At 60.8% G+C, this 23,852-nt stretch carries 26 protein-coding genes; all 26 read right to left on the bottom strand.

Annotated elements, in window-relative coordinates:
- Nucleotides 1-34 precede the first annotated feature (34 nt).
- Nucleotides 35-664 (bottom strand): acetyltransferase, encoded by a 630-nt coding sequence (locus F6S12_RS09195; RefSeq protein WP_315868854.1) that lies wholly within the window; start codon nt 662-664, stop codon nt 35-37.
- Nucleotides 665-690: 26 nt separating this feature from the next.
- A complete protein-coding gene (locus F6S12_RS09190; protein ID WP_041752019.1) occupies nt 691-1,452 on the bottom strand; it encodes an SDR family NAD(P)-dependent oxidoreductase in 762 nt (253 codons plus the stop codon).
- A 56-nt stretch (nt 1,453-1,508) separates the two neighbouring features.
- Nucleotides 1,509-2,549, bottom strand: a complete 1,041-nt coding sequence (locus F6S12_RS09185; protein ID WP_015634640.1) for a ketoacyl-ACP synthase III — start codon at nt 2,547-2,549, stop codon at nt 1,509-1,511.
- A gap of 5 nt (nt 2,550-2,554) precedes the next feature.
- Nucleotides 2,555-2,776, bottom strand: coding sequence for an acyl carrier protein (locus tag F6S12_RS09180; protein ID WP_015634639.1), 222 nt, complete (start codon nt 2,774-2,776; stop codon nt 2,555-2,557).
- Between the two features lie 82 nt (nt 2,777-2,858).
- On the bottom strand, nt 2,859-3,980 hold the full coding sequence (locus tag F6S12_RS09175) for a DegT/DnrJ/EryC1/StrS family aminotransferase (protein WP_011059991.1): 1,122 nt from the start codon (nt 3,978-3,980) through the stop codon (nt 2,859-2,861).
- Between the two features lie 154 nt (nt 3,981-4,134).
- Complete coding sequence (gene flhB, locus F6S12_RS09170; protein WP_015634638.1) at nt 4,135-5,271, bottom strand: flagellar biosynthesis protein FlhB; 1,137 nt, start codon at nt 5,269-5,271, stop codon at nt 4,135-4,137.
- Between the two features lie 3 nt (nt 5,272-5,274).
- Nucleotides 5,275-6,057: a flagellar biosynthetic protein FliR gene (gene fliR, locus F6S12_RS09165; protein WP_194238184.1), complete on the bottom strand. Its 783-nt coding sequence runs from the start codon at nt 6,055-6,057 to the stop codon at nt 5,275-5,277.
- Between the two features lie 4 nt (nt 6,058-6,061).
- Nucleotides 6,062-6,331, bottom strand: a complete 270-nt coding sequence (gene fliQ / locus F6S12_RS09160) for a flagellar biosynthesis protein FliQ (protein ID WP_011059988.1) — start codon at nt 6,329-6,331, stop codon at nt 6,062-6,064.
- 24 nt (nt 6,332-6,355) lie between these two features.
- Nucleotides 6,356-7,105, bottom strand: coding sequence for a flagellar type III secretion system pore protein FliP (gene fliP, locus F6S12_RS09155; protein WP_011059987.1), 750 nt, complete (start codon nt 7,103-7,105; stop codon nt 6,356-6,358).
- Nucleotides 7,105-7,548, bottom strand: coding sequence for a flagellar biosynthetic protein FliO (gene fliO, locus F6S12_RS09150; RefSeq protein WP_161467047.1), 444 nt, complete (start codon nt 7,546-7,548; stop codon nt 7,105-7,107). Before fliO ends, fliP begins: the two co-directional genes overlap by 1 nt.
- Entirely contained in the window at nt 7,549-8,010 is a 462-nt protein-coding gene (gene fliN, locus F6S12_RS09145; protein WP_011059985.1) for a flagellar motor switch protein FliN, read from the bottom strand. It abuts the gene before it with no gap.
- A gap of 55 nt (nt 8,011-8,065) precedes the next feature.
- Nucleotides 8,066-9,034, bottom strand: a complete 969-nt coding sequence (gene fliM / locus F6S12_RS09140; RefSeq protein WP_011059984.1) for a flagellar motor switch protein FliM — start codon at nt 9,032-9,034, stop codon at nt 8,066-8,068.
- 9 nt (nt 9,035-9,043) lie between these two features.
- Nucleotides 9,044-9,544: a flagellar basal body-associated protein FliL gene (gene fliL, locus F6S12_RS09135; RefSeq protein ID WP_011059983.1), complete on the bottom strand. Its 501-nt coding sequence runs from the start codon at nt 9,542-9,544 to the stop codon at nt 9,044-9,046.
- Between the two features lie 190 nt (nt 9,545-9,734).
- Nucleotides 9,735-11,129 carry a flagellar hook-length control protein FliK gene (locus tag F6S12_RS09130; protein WP_161467046.1) on the bottom strand — a complete coding sequence of 465 codons (1,395 nt, stop codon included), beginning with the start codon at nt 11,127-11,129 and terminating at the stop codon, nt 9,735-9,737.
- A 98-nt stretch (nt 11,130-11,227) separates the two neighbouring features.
- Nucleotides 11,228-11,572 carry an Hpt domain-containing protein gene (locus F6S12_RS09125; protein ID WP_011059981.1) on the bottom strand — a complete coding sequence of 115 codons (345 nt, stop codon included), beginning with the start codon at nt 11,570-11,572 and terminating at the stop codon, nt 11,228-11,230.
- 30 nt (nt 11,573-11,602) lie between these two features.
- Entirely contained in the window at nt 11,603-13,309 is a 1,707-nt protein-coding gene (locus F6S12_RS09120; protein WP_077933588.1) for a fused response regulator/phosphatase, read from the bottom strand.
- Nucleotides 13,310-13,314: 5 nt separating this feature from the next.
- The gene (locus tag F6S12_RS09115; protein ID WP_011059979.1) at nt 13,315-13,620 is read right to left on the bottom strand and encodes an STAS domain-containing protein; all 306 of its coding nucleotides are present in this window, start codon (nt 13,618-13,620) and stop codon (nt 13,315-13,317) included.
- Between the two features lie 87 nt (nt 13,621-13,707).
- Nucleotides 13,708-14,157: a flagellar export protein FliJ gene (gene fliJ, locus F6S12_RS09110; RefSeq protein ID WP_011059978.1), complete on the bottom strand. Its 450-nt coding sequence runs from the start codon at nt 14,155-14,157 to the stop codon at nt 13,708-13,710.
- A 6-nt stretch (nt 14,158-14,163) separates the two neighbouring features.
- Entirely contained in the window at nt 14,164-15,522 is a 1,359-nt protein-coding gene (fliI, locus tag F6S12_RS09105) for a flagellar protein export ATPase FliI (protein ID WP_041116665.1), read from the bottom strand.
- The gene (gene fliH / locus F6S12_RS09100; protein WP_053156942.1) at nt 15,512-16,354 is read right to left on the bottom strand and encodes a flagellar assembly protein FliH; all 843 of its coding nucleotides are present in this window, start codon (nt 16,352-16,354) and stop codon (nt 15,512-15,514) included. Before fliH ends, fliI begins: the two co-directional genes overlap by 11 nt.
- Nucleotides 16,355-16,363: 9 nt before the next feature.
- Nucleotides 16,364-17,383, bottom strand: a complete 1,020-nt coding sequence (fliG, locus tag F6S12_RS09095; RefSeq protein WP_011059975.1) for a flagellar motor switch protein FliG — start codon at nt 17,381-17,383, stop codon at nt 16,364-16,366.
- Nucleotides 17,376-19,163, bottom strand: a complete 1,788-nt coding sequence (gene fliF / locus F6S12_RS09090) for a flagellar basal-body MS-ring/collar protein FliF (RefSeq protein ID WP_011059974.1) — start codon at nt 19,161-19,163, stop codon at nt 17,376-17,378. Before fliF ends, fliG begins: the two co-directional genes overlap by 8 nt.
- Nucleotides 19,164-19,178: 15 nt before the next feature.
- The gene (gene fliE, locus F6S12_RS09085) at nt 19,179-19,505 is read right to left on the bottom strand and encodes a flagellar hook-basal body complex protein FliE (protein ID WP_011059973.1); all 327 of its coding nucleotides are present in this window, start codon (nt 19,503-19,505) and stop codon (nt 19,179-19,181) included.
- Between the two features lie 128 nt (nt 19,506-19,633).
- The gene (locus F6S12_RS09080; RefSeq protein ID WP_019095439.1) at nt 19,634-21,040 is read right to left on the bottom strand and encodes a sigma-54-dependent transcriptional regulator; all 1,407 of its coding nucleotides are present in this window, start codon (nt 21,038-21,040) and stop codon (nt 19,634-19,636) included.
- Between the two features lie 5 nt (nt 21,041-21,045).
- Complete coding sequence (locus tag F6S12_RS09075; protein WP_161467054.1) at nt 21,046-22,239, bottom strand: sensor histidine kinase; 1,194 nt, start codon at nt 22,237-22,239, stop codon at nt 21,046-21,048.
- 128 nt (nt 22,240-22,367) lie between these two features.
- Nucleotides 22,368-23,843: a sigma-54 dependent transcriptional regulator gene (locus F6S12_RS09070; protein ID WP_011059970.1), complete on the bottom strand. Its 1,476-nt coding sequence runs from the start codon at nt 23,841-23,843 to the stop codon at nt 22,368-22,370.
- Nucleotides 23,844-23,852 lie beyond the last annotated feature (9 nt).

The raw sequence follows: 23,852 nt of genomic DNA, 5'->3' as shown, positions 1-23,852 counted from the left end.
AAAAAGACCGAGCAGCGAGATGAATACCCAGCCTTCAATCCTGCTTGGTGAAAATGACTCGAGCAGGGTTGCCCACCACCGTCGCACCGGCAGGAACATCCTTGAAGACCACGGCTCCCATGCCGATCACCGCTCCATCACCCACAGCGACCCCGCGGGACAGCATGGCCCCGGAGTTGATCACCACACCGTTGCCCACCTTGACGTAGCCAGCCAACAAACAACGGGGAGCGATATGTACATAGTCGCCAATCACTACGTCGTGACCGATCATGCTGTCTTGATCGATAAAGCAGTAATTACCGATCTGACTATCAACGCCGCAACTTACGTCATAGCCGAAAAACGTTGGCCCCCAAGCGGTTCTAACACCAAGGAAACCAGGTCTTCCATAGTCAATGAACTTCGCGCCTTTGCCGAGCAGCAGTTTCACCTGTTTTTCTCTACTCGCAGGATCTCCGATCGCAACGATAAACAAGTCGTCAGACTGTGGTTGAAAATGCTCCGGATACCCTAACCAGGGACAATTAAGAATCTCCGCTACAACCTCAGGCCCGCGCTCATCCAGAAAACCGGCGATGATCCAATCAATTCCACAGGCTACATCAGCTTCCACTCGAGCCAGGACCTGACGCCCAAGTCCGCCAGCCCCCAATATGATCATTCGCCGCATATCGCCCCCATGGCTCGTTAAAGGGTTAACCCACCGTCCATGATAAGCGTCGAGCCAGTTATCCATCGGCTTGCATCGGAGAGCATGAAAATGCATGCATTGGCTACATCATCCGGCATACCAAAGCCCAGAAGTTGCCCTTGGCCCAGTGTATCCATGGAGATCATCTTTTCAGCATCGTCCACCAAAGGCGTATGTACCAATGCCGGCGAGAGACAATTAACCCGGATCCTATGTTTAGCCACTTCCGTTGCAAGACATCGCGCCATGGCAATCAATGCCGCCTTGGTACCGGAATAGCCGCCAACCCCTGCCACTCCAATATGCGCAGCAATGGATGCAATAAATAAAATAGCCCCATCAGCCGCAACAAGATTGCGCCTCAAAATACCTTGAGTCAGCAGAAAAGGGGCTTCGACATTGGTTCGGTGAAGCACTTGAAGATGGGACTCAGTCATCATCCGAGTTGGAGACAACCTGGAGATCCCCGCTGCATGCACCAAACCGTTTATCTTCGAATCGAGTGCTGCGATTACAGCATCTCGCTCAGCCGCAACGGTAAGATCCGCTACAACCATTTTATGATCCAGACTCGAAATGCTCTGCAACTCTTCAAACGTCTTGGTCAAGCGTTCCCGATCACGCCCAGTGGCAATAATCTCGGCGCCCATGCGAGCACAATTCAAAGCCGTTGTGAGTCCAATCCCCGAACTGGCCCCGGTCACCAAGACCCGCTTGCCCTTGAGACTGAATGGATTAAAGCTGTTATCAGCACTCACTATGCTGCCCTCCGAAGAAATTTGCGGCCAGTGGGAGGAGTGACCTCCCGGCCCTATCAGGACTCAATCAAATCAGGAAACTTCGCCCCTTGGATATCCACCAAGCAGGTTCCCCATGACAGGCCAATACCAAACCCTGACAGCACTAAACGCTTAGTTCCTTCTTCAAGCTGTTTATTGATTCGCGCAGTCATGGTGACTGGCAGCGAAGCACCGCTGGTGTTGCCAAAATCCCGCAAGGTCGAAGGAACTTTCTCGACTGGAAGTTCCAACTTTCTACGAATGGTTTCGTTGATCATGCGGTTGGCCTGGTGAAAGATGAAGTAATCGACTCCGTCTTTCGAGGCATTGGCATATTCAAGCAACTTTTCTACCGCCGGCGGAACCCGCTGAGTGGAAAAGCTCAGCACAGCAGTACCATCGAGCTGCAAGTCGATCGCTCGATGCCAGTGATCATTTTCATTCTCACGGAAAGGTACCAGATGCTGTATGCCTACCGGCTCACGATGCCCCCCAACCGGGAGGATGATCGCTTTGTGGCCGCTACCATCGCTATTCAGGTCGAAGTACATGGGCGGGGCATCCGCACAGAACTCCATCGCCGTAGCGGTGCCGGCATCCGAAAAGATCGGGTCATTGAGCTGGGCACCGCTGTCCCCAACCAGCACCAAGCCTTTCTTGATACCTCCGGCGCTGATCAGCGATCCGAGCAGATGCAGGCCGAACGGATAGCCGGAACACCCGAGGTTGACGTCGAACGCCAGGGTGGTATGGGGCAACCCCAGACGATCCTGAAGAATGATCGCAGTGGCAGGCGCCAGGTAGTCCGGGGACTGGGTAACCACGATCAGCGCGTCGATTTCCTCGAGCTTCCACTCCAGGCTTTCAATCAGCTTGGAGGCTGCATCGAAGGCCAGGTCGGAAAAACACTGCCACTCTTGCGTCAGCCTTCGCAGCTCGATACCGATATTGCGCACCAGCCTTTCGCGCTCTGGACGAATCTGCGGCTTGCAATCAGTCAGATTGGAAACAACTCGTTTAGGAACGCAAGTTGCCATACCGGCAAAGCGCACGGAATTCAACGTAACGAGTGGCATGAGGCTTATCCTACCAAGTTGTAAAGATCACCAACGGTAACAGACTTTTCAAGGTCGTCGCCCGTGATCACTTTCTTGTACTCAATATCAAACATGACAATCACACCCAATGCGGCGAGCGAATCCCACTCTGGCAAATTGCGCAACTCCGTCTCCATGGTGACTTCAACTGGCTCCTGAAAATCGGTGGCAGACAGAAAGTTTTCGATAAATGCTTCTTTGCTCATAACAGCCTCTTAATAATCAGAATCTGCGGTTTAAAATTCCGCAAAACACTCGCCTTCTTGGCGAAAGTCCCTCTCCAGTACGTTATATATTCGCCGAGTTTCCTGAGCGAATGACAGCAACGATCCGTTGCAGGTCCTCTGGCTCCAACCCTGGATAAATGGGCAGACAGATAACCTTTTCAGCCAATGCTTCGGCCACTGGCAAAGCATGGCGATGAAGTCCCTCCATACCTTCATACACCGACATCTGGGTAATCAGGGGATAGAAATAACGGCGCGCGAATATATTGTGCTCCTGCAACAACCCATAGAGTTGATCGCGGCTCAGCGCATATTCGGGCTCAATGGCAATCGGAAAGTAGGCATAGTTCGAGACAAGAGCGGCCGGTACCGGGTCCAGGTTAATACCTTTGATGGTTCGCAACTCAGAGCGATAGAAACAATCGATAGCTCTACGCTGTTCCAGGGCCGCGTCGATATGCTGCAGCTGCAAGAGCCCGAACGCAGCATTTACTTCACTCATCTTGCCGTTGATGCCACAGGTCACCACCGTGACCTCATCCACAAAACCAAAATTCCTCAATTGATCGATATGCAACTTTGTCTGTGCATCCGGGCTGATGATCGCACCGCCCTCGAAGGTATTGAAGACCTTGGTTGCATGCAGACTCAGGACACTGAGGTCGCCATGGCGCAGTACACTGCCACCGGCATCTTCCACGCCAAACGCGTGGGCGCCGTCAAAAATTACTTTCAATCCATGTTTATCGGCGATGGCCTGAATCGCCTCTACATCACAGGGATTGCCATAGCAGTGCACCGGCATGATGGCGGTCGTCTGTGGCGTAATGGCCTGTTCTATCTTTTTAGGGTCGATGTTGAAGGTCTGTGGATCGATATCGACAAACACCGGGGTCAAGCGATTCCACACCAAGGCATGGGCCGTAGCGACAAAAGAATAAGGCGTGGTAATCACTTCACCCTTCACATGCAGTGCTTGTAAAGCGGTAATCAGGGCCAATGTTCCATTGGCAAACAACGACAAATGCCCGACCCCCAAGTAACGAGCCAGTGCTTGCTCAAGTTCTTGATGGAAGGGACCGCAATTGGTCAGGCGCTTGTTTTTCCAGATCTGCTCCAGATAAGGAACAAATTCCTCTAACGGCGGCAGTAGCGGACTGGTAACTGTAATTATTTTTTCCATGACTTATCAGTTCTGAGCAGTTCGAACATCCCAAAGAACAAAGTCAATCCACCCGCTTTTTTCAGATTGATTCTGCCTAGTCAAAAAAGTAACCATTTCCATACACTGGCTACCCACAAGCAATAATCCAGCCAACAATCTGGCGGCGCTCGCCTCAGGAGTCGCGCTGCAGATCCGGCGGAATCGGCAGATCCTTGAGCGGATCCGGGCGCTTGCCCTTGCCCGCGCGGTGCTGGCGGATCTGATAGACGTAGGCCAGTACCTGGGCCACCGCCAGGTAAAGCCCGGCAGGAATCTCTTCCTCAAGCTCGGTGGAATAGAAGATCGAACGCGCCAGGGCCGGCGACTCCAGCAGCATGACCTCGTGGGCCACGGCGATCTCGCGAATCTGCAAGGCCAGGAAGTCGCTGCCCTTGGCCAGCAGCACCGGCGCCCCGCCCTTCTCGGCATCGTATTTGAGCGCCACGGCGTAGTGGGTCGGGTTGGTGATGACCACATCGGCCTCCGGGATCGCCGCCATCATCCGCCGCTGGGACATCTCGCGCTGCAACTGGCGAATCCGCTGCTTGACCTCAGGCCGCCCCTCCTGGTCCTTGTGCTCGTCGCGCACCTCCTGCTTGGTCATCAGCAACTTCTTGTGGGCCTGGTACAGCTGCACCGGCACATCCACTGCAGCAATCAGGATCAGCCCGCAGGCCATCCACAAGGTGCTCCAGCCCACCACCTGGATGCTGTGGATGATCGCCTTCTCCAGGGGCTCATGGGCGATACGCAAGAGGTCGTCGATATCTGCCGAGAGCACCGAGAGCGCCACGAACAGCACCAGGGCAAACTTGGCCAGGGCCTTGAGCAGTTCGATCAACGCCGTGGGGGAAAACATCCGCTTGAGGCCGTTGGCCGGGTTCATCCGGCTGAACTTGGGCGCCAGGCTCTTTCCGGCGAACAACCAGCCGCCCAGGGAAATGGGGCCGATGACCGCCGCCAGCAGCAGGGTCAGCAGTACCGGCTGCACCGCCAGGATGGCGATCTTGCCCGAATGCAGCAGGTACAGGCCCATAGCCCCGGGGCTGAGCAGCACTTCACGGGGCAGGGAGAAATTCAGGCGCATGATTTCCAGCAGGTCCAGGGCCAGGCCACCACCATAGACCAGCAGACCACCCGCCCCCGCCAGCATGATGGCCAGGGTATTGAGCTCCTTGGAGCGGGCAATCTCGCCCTTTTCCCGGGAGTCCTTTTTGCGTTTCTCCGTGGGCTCTTCTGTCTTGTCCTGACCGCTCTCGCTCTCTGCCATGGCTCAGCGTGCCCTCGCCAGTTCGCGCAAGAACTGCAGGGCCTCGGAGGCCAGCGGTTGATACTGATTGAGAATGTCAGCCAGGCTGATCCAGACGATGCCCATGCCCAGCACCAGGGTCAGGGGAAAGCCGATGGAGAAGATGTTCAATTGCGGCGCCGCGCGAGTCATGACGCCAAAGGCGATGTTCACCACCAGCAGCGCGGTGATTGCCGGCAATACCAGCAGCAGCGCCGCCCCCAGCACCCAACCGAGCTTGCCTGCCAGCTCCCAGTAATGGTTGACCATCAGGCCGCCACCCACCGGCAGGGTGGTAAAGCTCTCCGTAAGCACCTCGAACACCACCAGGTGGCCGTTCATGGCCAGGAACAACAGGGTTACCAGCATGGTGAAGAACTGCCCGATCACCGCCACTGACACACCGTTGGTGGGGTCGACCATGGAAGCGAACCCCATGCCCATCTGGATCGCCACGATCTGTCCGGCAACCACGAAAGCCTGGAAGAACAGCTGCAGGGAAAACCCCAGTACCGCGCCGATCAGGATCTGTTCGGCGACCAGCAACAGGCCGCTGAGATCCAGGGCGTGCACTTCGGGCATGGGCGGCAGCCCCGGCGCTATCACCACGGTGATCGCCACGGCAAAGTACAAACGCACCCGCCGCGGCACCAGGGTGGTCCCGAAGACCGGCATCACCATCAGCAGCGAGGTGACCCGGAACAGCGGCAACATGAAGCTCGCCACCCAGGTACTGATCTGGGTGTCGGTCAACGCCAGCAGGGACATGGGCTCAGCCGATCAACTGCGGAATACTGCCGTACAACTGACGGATGTATTCCATGAAGGTTTGCACCAGCCAGGGCCCGGCGACAATCAGGGTCACCAGCATCACCAGCAGGCGCGGCAGGAAGCTCAGGGTCTGTTCGTTGATCTGGGTGGCAGCCTGGAACATGGCCACCATCAGGCCCACCAACAAGCTGGGCACCACCAGCACCGCCACCATCATGGTGGTCAGCCAGAGCGCTTCGCGAAACAGGTCTACCGCGACTTCCGGAGTCATTGTCGATCACCCGCAAACAAGGTTTTAAACACCACCGAAACTGCCCGCCAGGGTGCCGATGATCAACGCCCAACCGTCCACGAGGACGAACAGCATGATCTTGAACGGCAGGGAAATGATCAGGGGCGAGAGCATCATCATGCCCATGGCCATCAGCACACTGGCCACCACCAGGTCGATGATCAGGAACGGAATGAAGATCATGAAGCCGATCTGGAACGCAGTCTTGAGCTCGGAGGTGACGAAGGCCGGGACCAGGATGGTCAGCGGCGCCTGGTCAGGGCTGGCGATGTCGGTGCGCTTGGACAGGCGCATGAACAGCTCCAGGTCGCTGCTGCGGGTCTGCGCCAGCATGAAGTCCTTGATCGGCACCTGAGCCTTGGCCACGGCGTCCTGGGCGGTGAGTTTTTCCGCCAGGTAAGGCTGCAAGGCGTCCTGGTTCACCCGGTCGAACACCGGCGCCATGATGAACATGGTAAGAAACAGCGCCATGCCGGTGAGGATCTGGTTCGACGGGGTCTGCTGCAGGCCCAGGGCCTGACGCAGGATCGAGAAGACGATGATGATCCGGGTGAAGCTGGTCATCAGCATGACGAACGCTGGAATGAAGCTCAGCGCCGTCATGATCAGCAGGATCTGCAGGCTGACCGAATACTCCTGCTGGCCGCTGGCATTGGTGCCAAGGGTGATCGCCGGGATCGACAACGGGTCCGCCGCCAACGCCAGCGGCGCCGCCAGCATCAGTGCCAACGTCAAGATGATGCGCAACGGCATTACTTCTTATCCTTCTGATCCTTGCCCAACAGCTCCATCAGGCGCTGGGCGAACTCGGGCGTCGCCTGCTCGGCACTGGGCGCCTGCACCGGCTCTTTGAGTACATGCAACGGGGTGATGGTGCCCGGGGTCAGGCCCAGCAGGATCTGCTCGTTGCCAACCTGCACCAGCACCAGGCGATCGCGCGGGCCCAGAGCCCGGGAGCCGATCAGTTCGATCACCTGCCCCTTGCCGGCAGGACCGGCCTGCTGCACCCGGCGCAACAGCCAGGCCAGGAAGAAGATCACGCCGATCACCAGCAGCAGGCCCAGTACCAACTGGGTCAACTGGCCGCTGACACTGCCGGTCACGGGCGCAGCCGCCGCCACCGCGGCGGTGGCCGCCGGCTCCGCGGCCAGGGCGCTCAGGGGCAGCGCGAATGCAATGCCAAGCAGCTTGTTCACTTAGCGCAGCTTCTTGATGCGTTCGCTGGGGCTGATCACGTCAGTCAGGCGAATGCCGAACTTTTCGTTGACCACAACCACCTCGCCATGGGCGATCAGGGTGCCGTTGACCAGCACGTCCAGCGGCTCGCCGGCCAGGCGATCGAGCTCGATCACCGAGCCCTGGTTGAGCTGCAGCAGGTTGCGAATGTTGATATCGGTGCTGCCCACTTCCATGGAGATCGATACCGGGATATCCAGAATCACGTCCAGGTTAGGGCCGTCCAATGTGACCGGCTCATGGTTCTTCGGCACGCTGCCGAACTCTTCCATCTGCAAGCGCCCGGAACTTGACGCAGCGCCGGCGTCCGCCGCCAGCAGGGCATCGATATCCGCCTGACCGGCATCACCGGTTTCTTCCAGCGCAGCAGCCCACTCGTCGGCCAGCGCCTGGTCGTCCTGGGAGTTAATTTCGTCAGCCATCATGGGTCCTCGACGGGCAAAAATTCATTGAACAGCAAACAGGTTGGAGCGCCGCTCAACGGCGCTCGATCGGCTCGATCACTTGCAGCGCCAGATTGCCCTTGTGGGAACCCAGCTTGACCTTGAACGACGGCACGCCATTGGCGCGCATGATCATGTCTTCGGGCAGCTCCACCGGGATCACATCGCCAGGCTGCATGTGCAGGATGTCCCGCAGGCGCAACTGACGACGGGCGACAGTGGCACTCAGCGGCACGGCCACATCCAGCACGTCCTCGCGCAGAGCCTTGCTCCAGCGTTCGTCCTGGTCGTCCAGGTCGGACTGGAAGCCGGCGTCGAGCATTTCGCGGATCGGCTCGATCATCGAATACGGCATGGTCACGTGCAGGTCGCCGCCACCGCCATCGAGCTCAATGTGGAAGGTCGACACCACGATGGCTTCGCTGGGACCGACGATGTTGGCCATGGCCGGGTTCACTTCCGAGTTTATGTACTCGAAGTTGACCGGCATGATCGCCTGCCATGCTTCCTTGAGATCGACGAAGGCCTGCTCCAGCACCATGCGCACCACCCGCAGTTCGGTCGGGGTGAATTCGCGCCCTTCGATCTTTGCGTGGCGGCCATCGCCGCCGAAGAAGTTGTCCACCAGCTTGAACACCAGCTTGGCGTCAAGAATGAACAGCGCGGTGCCGCGCAGCGGCTTGATCTTCACCAGGTTCAGACTGGTGGGTACGTACAGCGAGTGCACATACTCGCCGAACTTCATTACCTGCACGCCACCCACTGCCACGTCAGCCGAACGGCGCAGCATGTTGAACATGCTGATACGGGTATAGCGGGCGAAACGCTCGTTGATCATTTCCAGGGTCGGCATGCGTCCACGGACGATGCGATCCTGGCTGGTCAGGTCGTAGCTTTTGACACTGCCGGGCTCGGCAGCGTGTTCGGTCTGCACCAGACCGTCGTCGACGCCATGCAACAGCGCATCGATCTCATCCTGGGACAGCAGGTCCTGCACGGCCATGTCGTGTTCCTACTGCAGTACGAAGTTAGTAAAGAGCAACTGCTCGACCACCACTTTGCCCACCTCTTTCTGCGCCACTTCCTGAACGCTGGCGGTGGCCTTCTGGCGGAGCATTTCCTGGCCGACCGGAGTGGCCAGGGTGTCGAAACTCTGCCCGGAGAAGAGCATGACCAGGTTGTTGCGGATCACTGGCATGTGCACTTTCAGCGCATCCAGGTCGGCCTGATTGCGCGCCAGCAGGGTAATGCTCACCTGCATGTAGCGCTGCCGGCCGTTCTGCGTGAAGTTGGCAACAAAGGCTGGGGCCATGGGCTCATAGATCGCCGCAGGCTTGACGTTGCTGGCGGTCTCTGCAGCCGGGGCCGGCTTGCTCTGAGCACTGTGCATGAAGTACCAGGTGGCGCCGACCGACAGGCCGATGGCCAGCAACAACGCCAGGACAATCAAGAGGATAAGCTTGAGTTTGCTTTTCCCTGCGGTGGGTTTTTCTGCTGCTTCGCTCTTCGCCATGCCAATAATCCGTCACTAATCGGGGGTTCACAGTCGCACGGCAAGGCAAGAGCAAGTGTTATGCCAGATTTGTCAGAAAGGCAGGGATCAACAGCGAAGGGCGACGCTGCGAAGGGAAACCTGGGGTGCAAGCTGTTGCAGTTACACCGCGAGGATCAATGCAGGGGCCGGTAGCGGCCCCCGCCACAGGTCAGGCGTAGTAGTCGACGGCGCTGCTGCCGATCACGGTCTGTACCGGAGCCTGCACTTCTGCCACGGCCGGGGACGACTCATCATCGCCATTGTCCAGGCGCCCGCCGCTGGTGCTGGAACCGCTGCGGCGATTCTGCTCCTGCTGCGCCTGCTCCTGGCCCTGCCAGCCACGGGACTGATCGGAGACGTTGACGTCCACCTGCCCCAGGCCCTGCTGGTTGAACATGTCGCGCATGCGGTGCATCTGCCCTTCCAGGGCTTCGCGAACGCCAGCATGGGCACTCATGAAGGTGACCTGGGTCTGCTGGTCCGGAATCATGTGCACGCGAATGTCCAGGCGCCCCAGCTCGGCCGGCTGCAACTGGATGTCTGCCGACTTGAGGCTGGTGCTGGACAGGTACATCACCCGGTTGACCACCTCTTCGGTCCAGCCATTCTGGTGCATGGCCAGCGGCTGGTTGACCGGCACCGCGTTGGCCGTCTTGGGCGTCGCAGCCTGGGTCAAGGCCGCCAGGCGATTGGCGAAATCATCCACCCGGGTATCACTGGAAGCCCCCTTGAGGTCCTTCAAGCCATCGGCGATCAACCCGCTAAAGGCCTTTTCGCCGCCCTGCTCGGTGCCGCTCTTGCCCGCCTGCTGCTCGAGCATGCCGGCCATGCCATTGGCGAAGTTCTGCACCGAGGCCAGCTGCCCTTCATTGCCGGCATTGCCTGGCGCGGCCTTCGGCTGGCTCTGGCTGGACGCCGACACATGGCCGCCCTGCTCCATGGCCAGGCGCACCGCAGGCAAGGCATCCAGAGGATCAGCCTCGGGGTCGAATTCAGGCTTGGCCGGCTCGACGGGTGGCGCCACCACTGCGGCAACGAGGGCCGGCGCAGGGGCGACGGGAGCCGCCTCGACCTGAGGCGGCGCAGGTGTCGCCGGGGCCGGTTCAGCCGGCACCACAGGCTGCGGCGGCGCGACCTGTACCAGGCTTGGATCCAGCATCGGATCGCTGGGGGGCGGGGTGTCGGTTTGTGCGGTATCAGCCGGCTTGGCAGCATCAGTGGGCGCTGTTTTGCTGTCGCTGCTGGCCGGCTTGTCGGCAGGCAAGGATTTGCCGCTATCGGCAACGGCTGGCTGCGGCGCGGCAGAAGAGTCCTTGCTGACATCCTTCTTCGGGCTACTGTCAGCTCCCTTGTCGCGCACCGGCTTGGGCGAGTTGTCGGCAAAGCTTGGAGGCTTGGCCTGCGGCTGGTTCTGGGATTCCTTGGCGTAGAGCTGCGCGAAGCTGGAAGCCTTGTCCCCAGGCTCGGCAATGCTCGCCAGGGGGCTGACAGGCGCCGCTTGAGTCTTGGACTTAGCGCTGGCCTGGGCAGTGGCCTGAAGAAGCGAATTAGGGGTAACAGCCATGGGACAGTCTCCGCTGCACGGGGATCATAGGTACAGTTGGAAGACTTGACTGCAAAGGCCGGGCCAGCTTTAACAATCTGCAGATAAAAAGCTGTTTCTCAACAATGAAAGCGCTGCAGCTCCTGCTCGCACAAGCGTCGAACGATCGCGAACTCGCCGTCGATCTCCCCCACCAATTGTCGAATGCCATCTGCGGCCGACTGCCCGGCCCGCAGTTCCAGCTGATGACAGAGTTCGGCCAGGCGGGTGGCGCCCATGTTGCTGCTGCTGCCCTTGAGGCTGTGGGCGGTGGCTACCAGCAAAATCGTATCCTCGGACTTATGCAGCAGCCGCACACGCTCCTCGGAATCGCAGACGAAGGTATCCAGCAGGACGGGATATTCATCCTCCATGACCTCTTGCAAAGCATTGAGCACCGTGTGGTCCAGATGAATCTCAGCCACTTGTTCACTCCTTGATCAAGAACCCGGGAATTATGCCAGAGCCTCCCAAGAAAACTCCACGCAGACACTGCGCCCATCATCCGCCCACACGGCCTGCCGGCTCATCTGCCGGATCAGACTGACGCCACGTCCCGACAGACGCTCCATATCATTGGGCCGCGCCAGGACCGCAGCCACATCGAAGCCCTCGCCACTGTCCTCGACGCGCACCACCAGGCGCCCTCCCGCTTCCAGGGGCTGCACTTGCAGATGCACCCGGACAAAGCCCTCCTGCAACTGCGCAAGCCGGGTCGAGCGTTCGCGGTAATAGCGGGTGAACCCCTCGGCATCGCGCTTGAGCCGCGAGTCGAGCTTGAGCACGCCATGTTCCAGGGCATTGGAGTAGAGCTCTGCCAAAACGCTGTACAGCGCCCCGCTCTGGGAGCGCAGGCCATGCACCTCAAGCAACAGTTGCAGCAGATAGGGCAAGGGATTGAAACGCTTGAGGGTGGCAGCCCGAAACTCGAAACTCACCGACCAGTCCAGCGGGCAGGACTGGCCACTGTCGGAGTACACCAGAGCCGGCGGCGCCAACCGGGGAAACTCCGGCAACCCCACCTCGACCATGCTCACATCATCCCGGGCACTGCCGCCAAAGCGCTCCAGGGCCTGCCGGATCTCTTCGAACAGCTGATCTTCCTGGCGATTGGCGGCAAACACCTGGTGCAATCGCTCGACGCCAAACAGTTGCTCCTCGGTGTTACAGGTATCGATCACCCCATCCGACAACAGGAAGACGCGGTCTCCCGGCGCCATGGAAAACACTTCGGTGCTGTCCTCGAAGGCCTCGGCGCTCAACACACCCAAGGGCAAGTGGCGAGCCACCAGCGGCGTGCGTGCGCCGCTGGCGTGCCGATACAGATACCCTTCGGGCATGCCGCCGTTCCACACCTCCACCGCCCGCCGCTGGGAACTCAGGCACAGCAGGGTGGCACAGCAGAACATGTCCACGGGCAGGATGCGCTTGAGCTTGGCATTCATCTCCCGCAGGGTTTCCGGCAGGCCGTAGCCCTTGGCGGTCATGCCGTAGAACACCTCCGCCAGCGGCATGGCGCCTACCGCCGCAGGCAGCCCATGGCCGGTGAAATCCCCCAGCAGTACGTGCATGTCTCCGGCCGGGGTGTAGGCCGCCAACAACAGGTCGCCGTTGAACAGGGCATAGGGCGATTGCAGGTAACGGATATTCGGCGCATCCAGGCAGCCGGCATGGGCGACCTTGTCGAACACCGCCTTGGCCACCCGCTGCTCGTTGAGCAGGTAGTCGTGGTGGCGAGTGATCTGGTCACGCTGGTGCAGCACGGTCTCTTGCAGACGGCGCAGGCGGTCCATGGCGTTGATCTTGGCCCCCAGCACCACCGGGTTGTAAGGCTTGGCTAGAAAGTCGTCGCCACCCGCTTCCAGGCAGCGGGCCAGGGCCTCGCCGCCGCTCAAGGAGGTGAGAAAGATGATCGGCACCAGGGTCTCGCCAGCCAGGGCCTTGATCCGCCGGGCAGCCTCGAAACCGTCCATCACCGGCATCAATGCATCCATCAGCACGATGTGCGGGCGCTGTTGCTGAAACAGCTGCACCGCCTCGGCGCCGTTGCTTGCCGCCAGCACCTGATGCCCCTGGCGCCGGATGATGCTGGACAGCAGCATGCGGTCCGCTGCGCCATCTTCGGCGATCAGCACACACAGGGGCTCGAGCATCGACCGCATACCGGTCAACTGATGTCGAAAAGCTTGTCGAAGTTGGAGATGGCGAGGATCTTGCGCACATCCGAGTTGCTGTTGATTACCCGGACATCGGCGTTGTCGCCGCCGGCGTGGTCACGCAGCAACAGCAGCATGCCCAGGGCCGAACTGTCGAGATAGGTGGCTTCCTTGAGGTCCACCACGATGGACTCCGGTGTCCGGTTGAGTCGCTCGTAGGATTCGCGAAACTCCTGGTGGCGTCCGAAATCGAAACGGCCTCTGATGGAGATCGTGAGTTTTTGCCCGTCCGGGGATATTTCTGTAACGACCGACATGTGACTGCTTCCTTGTCATTGACGACGTCTAAAAGGTTTAGCACCCACTCGCCGGGGGGACAACCCGCACGGGGCAAATGAGCACCATCAGTATGGGCTCTGACGAGGCAAGCGTTGGGAAAGTTCATCCAGCAACTTCTGCTCACGCTTGTCCTCAAGCGCCCGCGCCTCGTCGATATAGCGCTGCACCAGCTTGCGCAGCCCCTCGACCCGGGCATAGGCCTGCTGCCAGGCTTCCCGGGCGCGATCGAGGTTGTTCTGGTGCCAGGCCAGGCTCTGTCGCTGCTGACCGACGGCGGTATCCAGCTGGCTGAGAAAGTACTGATAGTTCATCAGCCAGTGGCCACTGACCCCCAACTTGCCGCGCTCGACCCACTGTTCCTGGTAGTCGCCACGAAAACGCTCCAGGTCCCCCAGCTTGCTCTCGGCCACACGCACCTGGCCGTGAAAGTACTCCAGGCGCTGGGCGGCCGTGCGCTCGGCACTCTCTGCCATGTCCACCACCGGCGCCAGGCGCGCCGCACGGCTATCGGCCATGGCCGGTTACCCGCCCGCTGCCGGAGCGAAAAGCATTTCCAGGTGGGTCTGGCTATGGCCCAGGCTGATGTTGTCATTGAGCCCCTGGCGCAGGTACGCAACCATGGCCGGATGCAGGGAAATGGCCGTATCGGTATCCCGGTCGCCGCCGGCCACATAGGCACCGACGCTGATCAGGTCCCGGGCCTGCTGGTAACGCGACCACAGCTGTTTGAAGTACTGCGCCCGCGCCATGTTGTCAGGGCTGATCACCGCCGGCATGACCCGGCTGATGGAGGCCTCGATGTCGATGGCCGGGTAGTGCCCCTCTTCCGCCAGGCGCCTGGACAGCACGATATGCCCGTCGAGCACGCCCCGCGCCGAGTCGGCGATCGGGTCCTGCTGGTCATCGCCTTCGGACAATACCGTGTAGAAGGCGGTGATCGAACCGCCGCCGGCCTCGGCATTGCCGGCACGCTCCACCAGCTTGGGCAGCTTGGCGAACACCGAAGGCGGATAGCCCTTGGTGGCCGGCGGCTCGCCGATGGCCAGGGCGATTTCCCGCTGGGCCTGGGCGAAACGTGTCAGGGAATCCATCAGCAACAGGACGTTCTTGCCCTTGTCGCGAAAATATTCGGCGATCCGCGTGCAGTACATCGCAGCCCGCAGACGCATCAGCGGAGCATCATCCGCTGGCGAGGCCACCACCACCGAACGCTTGAGGCCTTCCTCACCCAGGATGTGCTCGATGAACTCCTTGACCTCACGTCCCCGCTCGCCGATCAGCCCGACCACAATGATGTCGGCCTCGGTGAAGCGGGTCATCATGCCCAGCAGCACACTCTTGCCCACGCCGGTACCGGCGAACAGGCCGAGACGCTGACCGCGACCTACCGTCAATAAACCGTTGATGCTGCGAATACCCACATCCAGCGGCTGGCTGATGGGGTCGCGCTTGAGCGGGTTGATGGTGGGGCCGTCCATCGGCACCCAGTCTTCGGCACGCATCGCGCCCTTGCCGTCCAGCGCCCTGCCGGCGCCGTCCAGCACACGCCCGAGCATGCTCATGCCCATGGGCAAACGGCCGGTGTCGGCCAGGGGCACCACGCGCGCGCCCGGAGCGATCCCGGCCACGCTGCCCACTGGCATCAGGAATACCTTGGTCCCGGAGAACCCCATGACCTCGGCTTCGACCTTGACCGGGTGGTAGCTGTCATCGTTGATCACCATGCACCGGGTGCCCATGGCCGCGCGCAAGCCTTCGGCCTCCAGTGTCAGGCCGACCATGCGCAGCAGGCGGCCCTCAAGGATCGGCTGGCCCGGCAGGCTGATGGCCTGGGCATAGCCCCCCAGGCGCTTGCCGAAGCTGGTGCGTTCAAGGCGCATTGCTAGGGTCCGCTGGCTCGTGTGCGGCGTCAGGGTCAATAGCGGGGGCGGCGATGTCGCTCTGCGGCGCCGACGGCGTCAGTGGCCCCAGGTCCAGGCCAAGGTCCGCTGCCGCCGGATGCAGCGATTGTTCGTGCAACTGGTCGGACAGCTGGTCCATGGCCTGGGCGATCCGGGTTTCCATGCTGGCATCGATACGGCTGTGCTCGGTCTCGACCCGACAACCGCCGGGCAGCAGCGCTTCGTCCTCGACGATGCGCCAGCTTTCCTCATGGCGCTCGCGCAGGCTTTTGACCTGCTCGAAATCCTGCGGATTGACGTACAGGCGCACATTACCGACGCCTAGGGGCAGCAGCTTGAGCGCTTCGCGCATGACATGTTCGATCTGCGTGGAGTCCATCGCCAGCTCGCGCTGGATCACCTGGCGGGTGATATGCCGCACCAGCTCCACCAGGGTCTTTTCAATCTGGGTGTCCTGCTCGGCAATGGGCTCGAACAGGTTGGCCATCAGTTGCTCGAGCGCCTGCAACTTGGCGCTCAGTGCCACTTCGGCTTCCTGGCGCACTTTGAGGGTGGTGCTGTGAAAGCCCTCTTTCTCGCCAGTGGCGAACCCTTCGTTATAGGCTTCCTGGCGGATGCTCTCGAGCTCTTCAAGGGTCAGCGGCTGGACTTCCTCCAGTGGCACTTCCTCGATCTCCTCCTGCACCTCTTCCGGCTCGGGTTCAGGCTCGGGCGGCTCGGGATCGAAACTGGGCAGCGCCCAGACGTCAAAACCCTCGACGTCCCGGGCGCGAATCAGCTCGCTTTGGGACTCATCACTGCTGGACGACATAAAGCGACCTTAGATCATTTCTTCGCCGCCCTTCCCGCCGAGAACGATTTCTCCGGCTTCGGCCATACGGCGGGCAATGGTGAGGATTTCCTTCTGCGCGGTTTCCACATCGCTGACGCGAACCGGGCCCTTGGCTTCCAGGTCGTCGCGCAGCAGTTCCGCCGCACGCTTGGACATGTTCTTGAAGATCTTTTCCTTGACCCCTTCGTCCGAGCCCTTGAGAGCCAGCACCAGCACGTCGGAAGAGACTTCGCGCAGCAGCGCCTGGATGCCGCGATCGTCGACATCGGCGAGGTTGTTGAAGACGAACATCAGGTCTTCGATCTGGCCCGACAGGTCTTCGTCCACTTCGCGGATCGAATCCATCAGTTGGCCTTCGATCGAGCTGTCGAGGAAGTTCATGATGTCGGCTGCACGCTTGATACCACCCAGGGTGGTCCGCGATGCGTTGGAGTTGCCGGAGAACTGCTTCTCGAGAATCTGGTTGAGTTCCTTGAGCGCCGCGGGTTGCACGGTGTTGAGCGAGGAAACCCGCAAGATGATGTCCAGGCGCGCCTTGTGGTCGAAGTTGCCGAGCACTTCGCCGGCCTGGTCAGGATCGAGGTAGGCCACCACGATGGCCTGGATCTGCGGGTGCTCGTAGCGGATCACGTCGGCAACGGCCCGCGGCTCCATCCACTTCAGGCTGTCCAGGCCGCTGGTGTTGCCACCCAGCAGAATGCGGTCGATCAGGCCGTTGGCCTTGTCTTCGCCCAGGGCCTGGGTGAGCATCTTGCGCACGTAGTCATCGGAGCCGACGCCGAGGCTGGTCTGGTCGCCGACAATATCGACGAACTCGCTCATCACCTGTTCGACCTGCTCACGGTGCACGTTACCCATCTGCGCCATGGCCACGCCCACCCGCTGGACCTCTTTGGGGCCCATGTGGCGCAACACTTGCGCAGCATCGGTAGAACCCAGGGACAGCAGCAGGATCGCGGCTTTGTCGACCCGGGTCAGTTTGGCGGTAGCGGCTCGGTTATCACTCATCTGCGTTAATCCACTCTTTCACGACCTGAGCCACTCGACCCGGGTCTTCAGCCACCAGACTCTTGATTGCGTTCAACTGAGCGTCATAACCCTCGCTCGGGCTCGGCAGCAGAATGCTCTGCGGGCCGCCGAGGCTCACGCGGTCGTTGCCCAACTCACCGTCCAGGCCGCCCATGCCGCCCAGTTCGACGTCACTGCCCAGGCCTGCCAGTTCTTTGTTCTTGCCGCCGCCAGTGATGTTGTTGAGCACCGGACGCAACACGCCGAACACCAGCACCAGGATGAACAGCACGCCGAGCACTTGCTTGACGATGTCCCAGAACCAGGGCTGCGAGTAGAACGGAATATCGGCGATCACTTCCCCGCGTTCGGCGGAGAACGGCACGTTGATCACGCTGACGCTGTCGCCACGGCTGGCATCGAAGCCCACGGCGTCCTGCACCAGACGGGTGAAACGCGCCAATTCGTCGGCGCTCCACGGCGCTCGGCTGGTTTCGCCATTGGCCGGGTTGACCTTGACCTGGTCGTCCACCACTACCGCTACCGACAGACGATTCAGGCGACCCTGCTGCTGCTTGGTATGGCTGATGGAGCGATCGAGCTCGAAGTTCTTGGTGGATTGTTGACGCTTGTCCGACGGGTACGGCGCCAGCATCGGCTGGCCGGTGGCCGGGTCCATGATCTGTTGGCCGTTGGCGTCCAGCAGTGGCTGGCCCGGTTGCACCATGCCGGCGGCGGCAGTGGCGCCACCGGTGGTTTGTGGCGCAGAGGCCGGCGCTGGCGGCTGGTTGCTCAGAGCACCCGGCACGCCTTGCGGGCCGTTGCTGCTGGAGCGCTGCTCATTCACCGACTGCTCGCTGCGCAGGGCCGGCTGGTCGGGGTTGAACTGTTCGGAGGTGGATTCCACGGCACTGAAGTCGACGTCCGCCGAGACTTCAGCCTTGTAGCGATCGTTGCCCAGCACCGGTTGCAGGATGTTGTGCACCCGCTGGGTCAGCATGCCTTCCAGGCGGCGGCTGTAGTCGAACTGCTTGCCAGCCATGGTCAGTGCGGAGTTTTCCGCCTGGTCGGACAACAGGTTGCCCTTCTGATCGACCACGGTGACCTGGGACTTGTTCAGCTCGGGAACACTGGTCGCCACCAGGTTGACGATGGCCATGACCTGGCCGGGCTCCAGGGAACGGCCGGAGTAGAGTTCTACCAGGACCGAGGCGCTGGGCTTGCGTTCATCACGCACGAACACCGAGCTTTTGGGAATCGCCAGGTGTACCCGGGCGCCCTTGACGTTGTTCAGGCTGGAGATGGTGCGAGCCAGCTCGCCTTCCAGGCCGCGACGGTAACGGGTCGCCTCCATGAACTGACTGGTACCCAGGCCCTGCTCTTTATCGAGGATCTCGAAACCGACGTTGCCGTCACCCGGCGCTACGCCAGCCGCGGCCAGCTTCAGGCGGGCTCGGGACAGGTCATCGGCCTTGACCAGCAAGGCGCCGGAATTGGGCTCTACGGTGTAAGGAATGTCGGCAGAGGCCAGGGTATCCATGACCTGCTTGGCGTCCATACCCGCCAGGCTGCCGTACAGCGGCCGGTAATCGGGTTGCTGGGACCACAGCACCACGGCAAAACCAATCGCCACACTGGCGGCCAGGCCCACCAACAGGCCGACCTGACGCAGCATGGTCATCTGGGACAGGTTTTCCAGGAAGGACAAACCGAACAGCGGCGGTTTACCGTCGATCGGGGCGGCCTTGGCCGGTACGTTATCGGCGACTGCTTCTGCCATGACTCAATCTCGTCCTTAAACCGGCATCTGCATGATGTCTTGATACGCTTGAACCAGCTTGTTGCGAACCTGGGTCAAGGCTTGAAAAGACACGCTGGCCTTTTGCGAGGAAATCATCACGTCCGTCAGGTCGACACCGCTCTTGCCAATTTCAAAGGCACTGGACAGCTGATTGGACGCCTGCTGAGTGTCATTGACCTTGTTCACGGCCTGGCCAAGCATGTCAGCAAAGCTGCTGCCGCTGACTTCTGCCACCGCGGCGGATTTAGGCTGCGACATTGCGTCCATCTGCATGGCACGCATATCCAGCATCAACCGATTAAATTCAACACCTTGGCTCATGGTCTACTCTCTCTGACGACCCGCAATTTTTTGACGCTCACTCAGCGGTTAGTGAGGTGTTAGCAACAAGGGTGCCAGCTCCATGGCCCTTATCGACAAAAGCCCATCCCGGGCTTGCCTCTCACAGATCAGGTCGCGAACAGATAGGCCTCGACGTCCATTCCAGCATCGCGCATCTGCGCCAACTTGTAGCGCAAGGTCCGCGGGCTGATACCCAGGCGTTCCGCGGCCTCCTTGCGTCGCCCGCGCTCGGAGCGCAGGGTATCGATGATCATCTGAAACTCCCGGCGCCGCAGGTCATCGCCCAGGCCGCCGGATTCTTGAGCCGGCACCTCCACCTCGGCAGCCGTGCCACGCGCTGCCATCTGCACCACGGGCGCCAGCGCCGGCAGCGGAGCACAAGCCACAGGGCCGGCAAGACAGAAATCTTCCGGCTGGATCAAGCCCCCCTGCTGCAGGATCAATGCGCGCTGCAATGCGTTGTCCAGTTCTCTAACGTTGCCTGGCCATGGATAGGCCAGCAGGCACTCCTGGGCCTTGGCCGATAGCCTGGCCGCCGCGTGCTTCATTTTATTGACGTGCTTGGCCAGCAGGCGCTCGGCCAGCGGCAGGATATCGGCGGTACGCTCGCGCAACGGCTTCCAGGCCAGAGGAAATACCGACAAACGGTAATACAAGTCCTCGCGGAAACGACCGGCCGCTACCTCCCCCGCCAGATCGCGGTTGGTGGTGGCGACCACGCGGATATCCAGGGTGATCGGCTTGCGCGCACCCACCCGCTCCACTTCGCGCTCCTGCAAGACCCGCAGCAGCTTGGCCTGCAAGCCCAGAGGCATTTCGGAAATCTCGTCCAGCAGGATGGTGCCACCATCGGCCTGCTCGAACTTGCCGGGCTGGGCAGCGATGGCCCCTGTGAAAGAGCCCTTTTCGTGCCCGAACAAAGTGGCTTCGAGCATGTTGTCCGGGATGGCCGCGCAGTTGATGGCGATAAACGGCTGATTGACTCGATGGGAATGCTGATGGATATAGCGCGCCAGCACCTCCTTGCCAGTGCCGGATTCACCGGAAATCAGCACCGTGGAGTCACTGCGGGCCACCCGCGCCGCCAGCTCCAGCAACTGAGCGCTGGCTGGTTCGAAGGCCACAGGCCCCTCATCCTCGCCAACACCCAGGCTGCCCAAGGCATGGCGCGCCACCAGGTCCAGCAGGGCCCGCGGCTCGAAAGGCTTGACCAGATAATCGGCCGCCCCCTGGCGCATGGCGTCCACGGCACGCTCGACGGCGCCATGGGCAGTCATCAGCAACACCGGCAGTTGTGGCTGGCGGGCTCGCAGCAGGCCAAGCAATTGATGACCGTCCATGCCCGGCATGTTGACGTCGCTGACCACCAGGCTGAAGGGCTCGAAGGCCACCGCTTCCAATGCTTCCTCAGCACTGCCGACAGCCTTGTAGTCATGACCGGCCAGCAGCAGGGTATCCGCCAGGGCCTCGCGCAATGCGCGGTCGTCTTCAACCAGTAGAACCTTGATTGCCATTACCTTCACTCCACTCCATGCACGCTGGAGAACAGAGGCAGTGTCACCAGCGCACAAGTACCGCGCCCAGGACGCGAGCGCAGCGACAATTCTCCCTGATGAGCACGGGCTACCGCCTTGACCACCGTCAGGCCCAGCCCGGTTCCATTGGCCTTGGTGGTGAAGAACGGCTCTCCCAGGCGCTCCAGGACCGCGGCGTCGATACCACTGCCACTGTCACTGATGCACAGCCGCAAGGTGTCGCCGCGGCTGTACAGGTGCACCTTGAGTCGCGCCGCGCCGGCACTGGCCTGCACCGCGTTCTCGATCAGATTGAGCAAGGCGCCCACCAGAGTGTCGCGATTGCACAGCAACTCACCGTGGTGGCTATCGCACTGCCAGCGCACGGCAACGTCCTGCACATGGGTCAGGGCCGCGGCCTGCAACGACTGCAACAGCGACTTGGGCGTCAGGCGATCGGTCAGGGGCAATTCGCCACGGGCGAACACCAGCATGTCGCGCACTTGATGTTCCAGCTCGTGCAAACGCTCCTTGAGCCGCCCGGCAAAGCGCTGATGGGTAGCTACCGGCAGTTCCTGCTCAGTGAGATGGCTGGCGTACAGCAAGGCCGCCGACAACGGCGTGCGGATCTGGTGAGCCAGGGAGGCAACCATCTTGCCCAGGGAGGACAGACGCTCATGACGGGCCAACTGGTCTTGCAGATGACGGGTTTCAGTCAAGTCATTGAGCAGCACCAACTGCCCGGGCTCGGCATCCAGCGAGCGCGTGGCAATCGACAGGCGTCGACCGTCGCGCAGGGAAATTTCATGGCCATCGTCTTCGCGAGGGGCAAAGCTGCGGGCGATGATGTTGCGCCACAACTGCCCTTCCAGCGGCAGCCCCAGCAGCTCGCAGGCTGCCGGGTTGGCCTCGGTGACGATGCCATGACCATCAATCACGATGACCCCGCCCGGCAACAGGTCCAGCAGGTTCTGCAGACGATTGGCCAGACGCTCCTTTTCCGCCAGCTCCTGCATGCGCTGGGCGCTGACCACCGCCAACTCGCCCTTGAGCTCGGTCACCCGGGCCTCAAGCATGCTGTAGGAGTCAGTAAGTTGGCTCGACATCTGGTTGAACAAGGCGAAGGCCTGCTCAAGACCTAGCCGGCTTGCCTGCTCTACGGACGACGATTGCCCCTGTGCATCAGGGGCAGGAGACATCTGGGCGGCTTGGGGCATCGTGCACTCTCGCGTGGCTGACCGTCAGTTAAACGGAACGTTGCAAGAGACTTAGCAATACCCGTGCCTAAAAAAAACCACCCAGTTTTCAAAGACTTGAAAAACCGGCGTCAATCATCCGCCTGTTCATCACCCTCACGACGGCTCATACCGTACTTGCGCATCTTCTCCACCAGGGTGGTGCGACGGATGCGCAAACGCTCTGCAGCCCGCGCCACGATGCCATTGGCGTCGTCCAGCGCCTGCTGGATCAGCCCTTGCTCCAGGCTGCCGAGGTAGTCCTTCAGGTCCAGGCCTTCCGGCGGCAGCATGGCCGTGGCGGCGAAGTCTGGCGCGTGACCGTTGATCGCTACGCGCTCTTCCAGATCGCTGCGCAGGCTGTCCACCAACTGCTCGTCTTCGTCATCCACATAGCGGAACTTCTTCGGCAACTCGACGACGCCAATCACACCATAGGGATGCATGATCGCCATGCGTTCCACCAGGTTGGCCAGCTCACGAACGTTACCCGGCCAGCCATGCCGGCACAGCGACATGATGGCGGCAGAGTTGAAGCGGATAGAACCGCGCTTCTCGTGCTCCATTCGCGAAATCAGCTCATTCATCAGCAGCGGAATGTCTTCCACTCGCTCACGCAGCGGCGCCATTTCAATGGGGAACACGTTGAGGCGGTAGTACAGATCCTCACGGAAGCTGCCTACCTCGATCATGCTTTCCAGATTCTTATGGGTGGCAGCGATGATTCGCACATCAACACCCTGGGTCTTGTTGCTGCCCACGCGCTCGAACGTGCGCTCCTGCAGCACCCGCAACAACTTGACCTGCATCGGCAGTGGCATATCGCCAATTTCGTCGAGGAACAGGGTGCCGCCATTAGCCAGCTCGAAACGCCCGGCACGACTGGTGATAGCGCCGGTGAACGCGCCCTTTTCATGGCCAAACAGCTCACTTTCCAGCAGCTCTGCCGGAATGGCGCCGCAATTGACCGGCACGAAAGGCGCGTCGCGCCGCTTGGAGTGATAGTGCAGGTTGCGCGCTACCACTTCCTTGCCCGTTCCCGACTCGCCAAGGATCAGCACGCTGGCGTCGGTATCCGCCACCTGCTGCATCATCTGCCGCACATGCTGGATGGCGCGACTGGTACCCACCAGGCTGCGGAAAAGATTGGGTTCACGGTGACGACCGCGCTCACGGGCCTGATCGTACATTTCACGATAGACCTGGGCTCGGTGCAGGGAGTCCAGCAATTTGCTGTAGCTGGGAGGCATTTCCAGGGTGGAAAGCACACGACGACGCTGGTCTTCAGGCAGATCAATGGAAGAATTTTCGCCCATCAACAGCACCGGAAGGAACTCATCCCAGGTTGAGAGTGTCTTTAACAGGCCCAGAAGTGCACCAGGAGCATTTACGGTCCCGATGAGGACGCAAATTACTTCGCGACTTGACGACAAAGAGCCGACAGCCTGCTGCCAGTCATGGCTACCGCAGGGTAAATTTTCTTCGCCAAGAAAATTTAAAATCACCGCCAGGTCGCGGCGGCGCACGCTATCGTCATCGATCAGCAGAATTTTGGTTTCACGCCACATGCAATAGCA

This window comes from Pseudomonas sp. JV245A (assembly GCF_032424515.1).
In the GTDB taxonomy this organism is placed as follows: Bacteria; Pseudomonadota; Gammaproteobacteria; order Pseudomonadales; family Pseudomonadaceae; genus Aquipseudomonas; species Aquipseudomonas protegens.
Note: the sequence above shows the minus strand (reverse complement) of the source record. Positions and strands in the feature narration are given on the sequence as shown.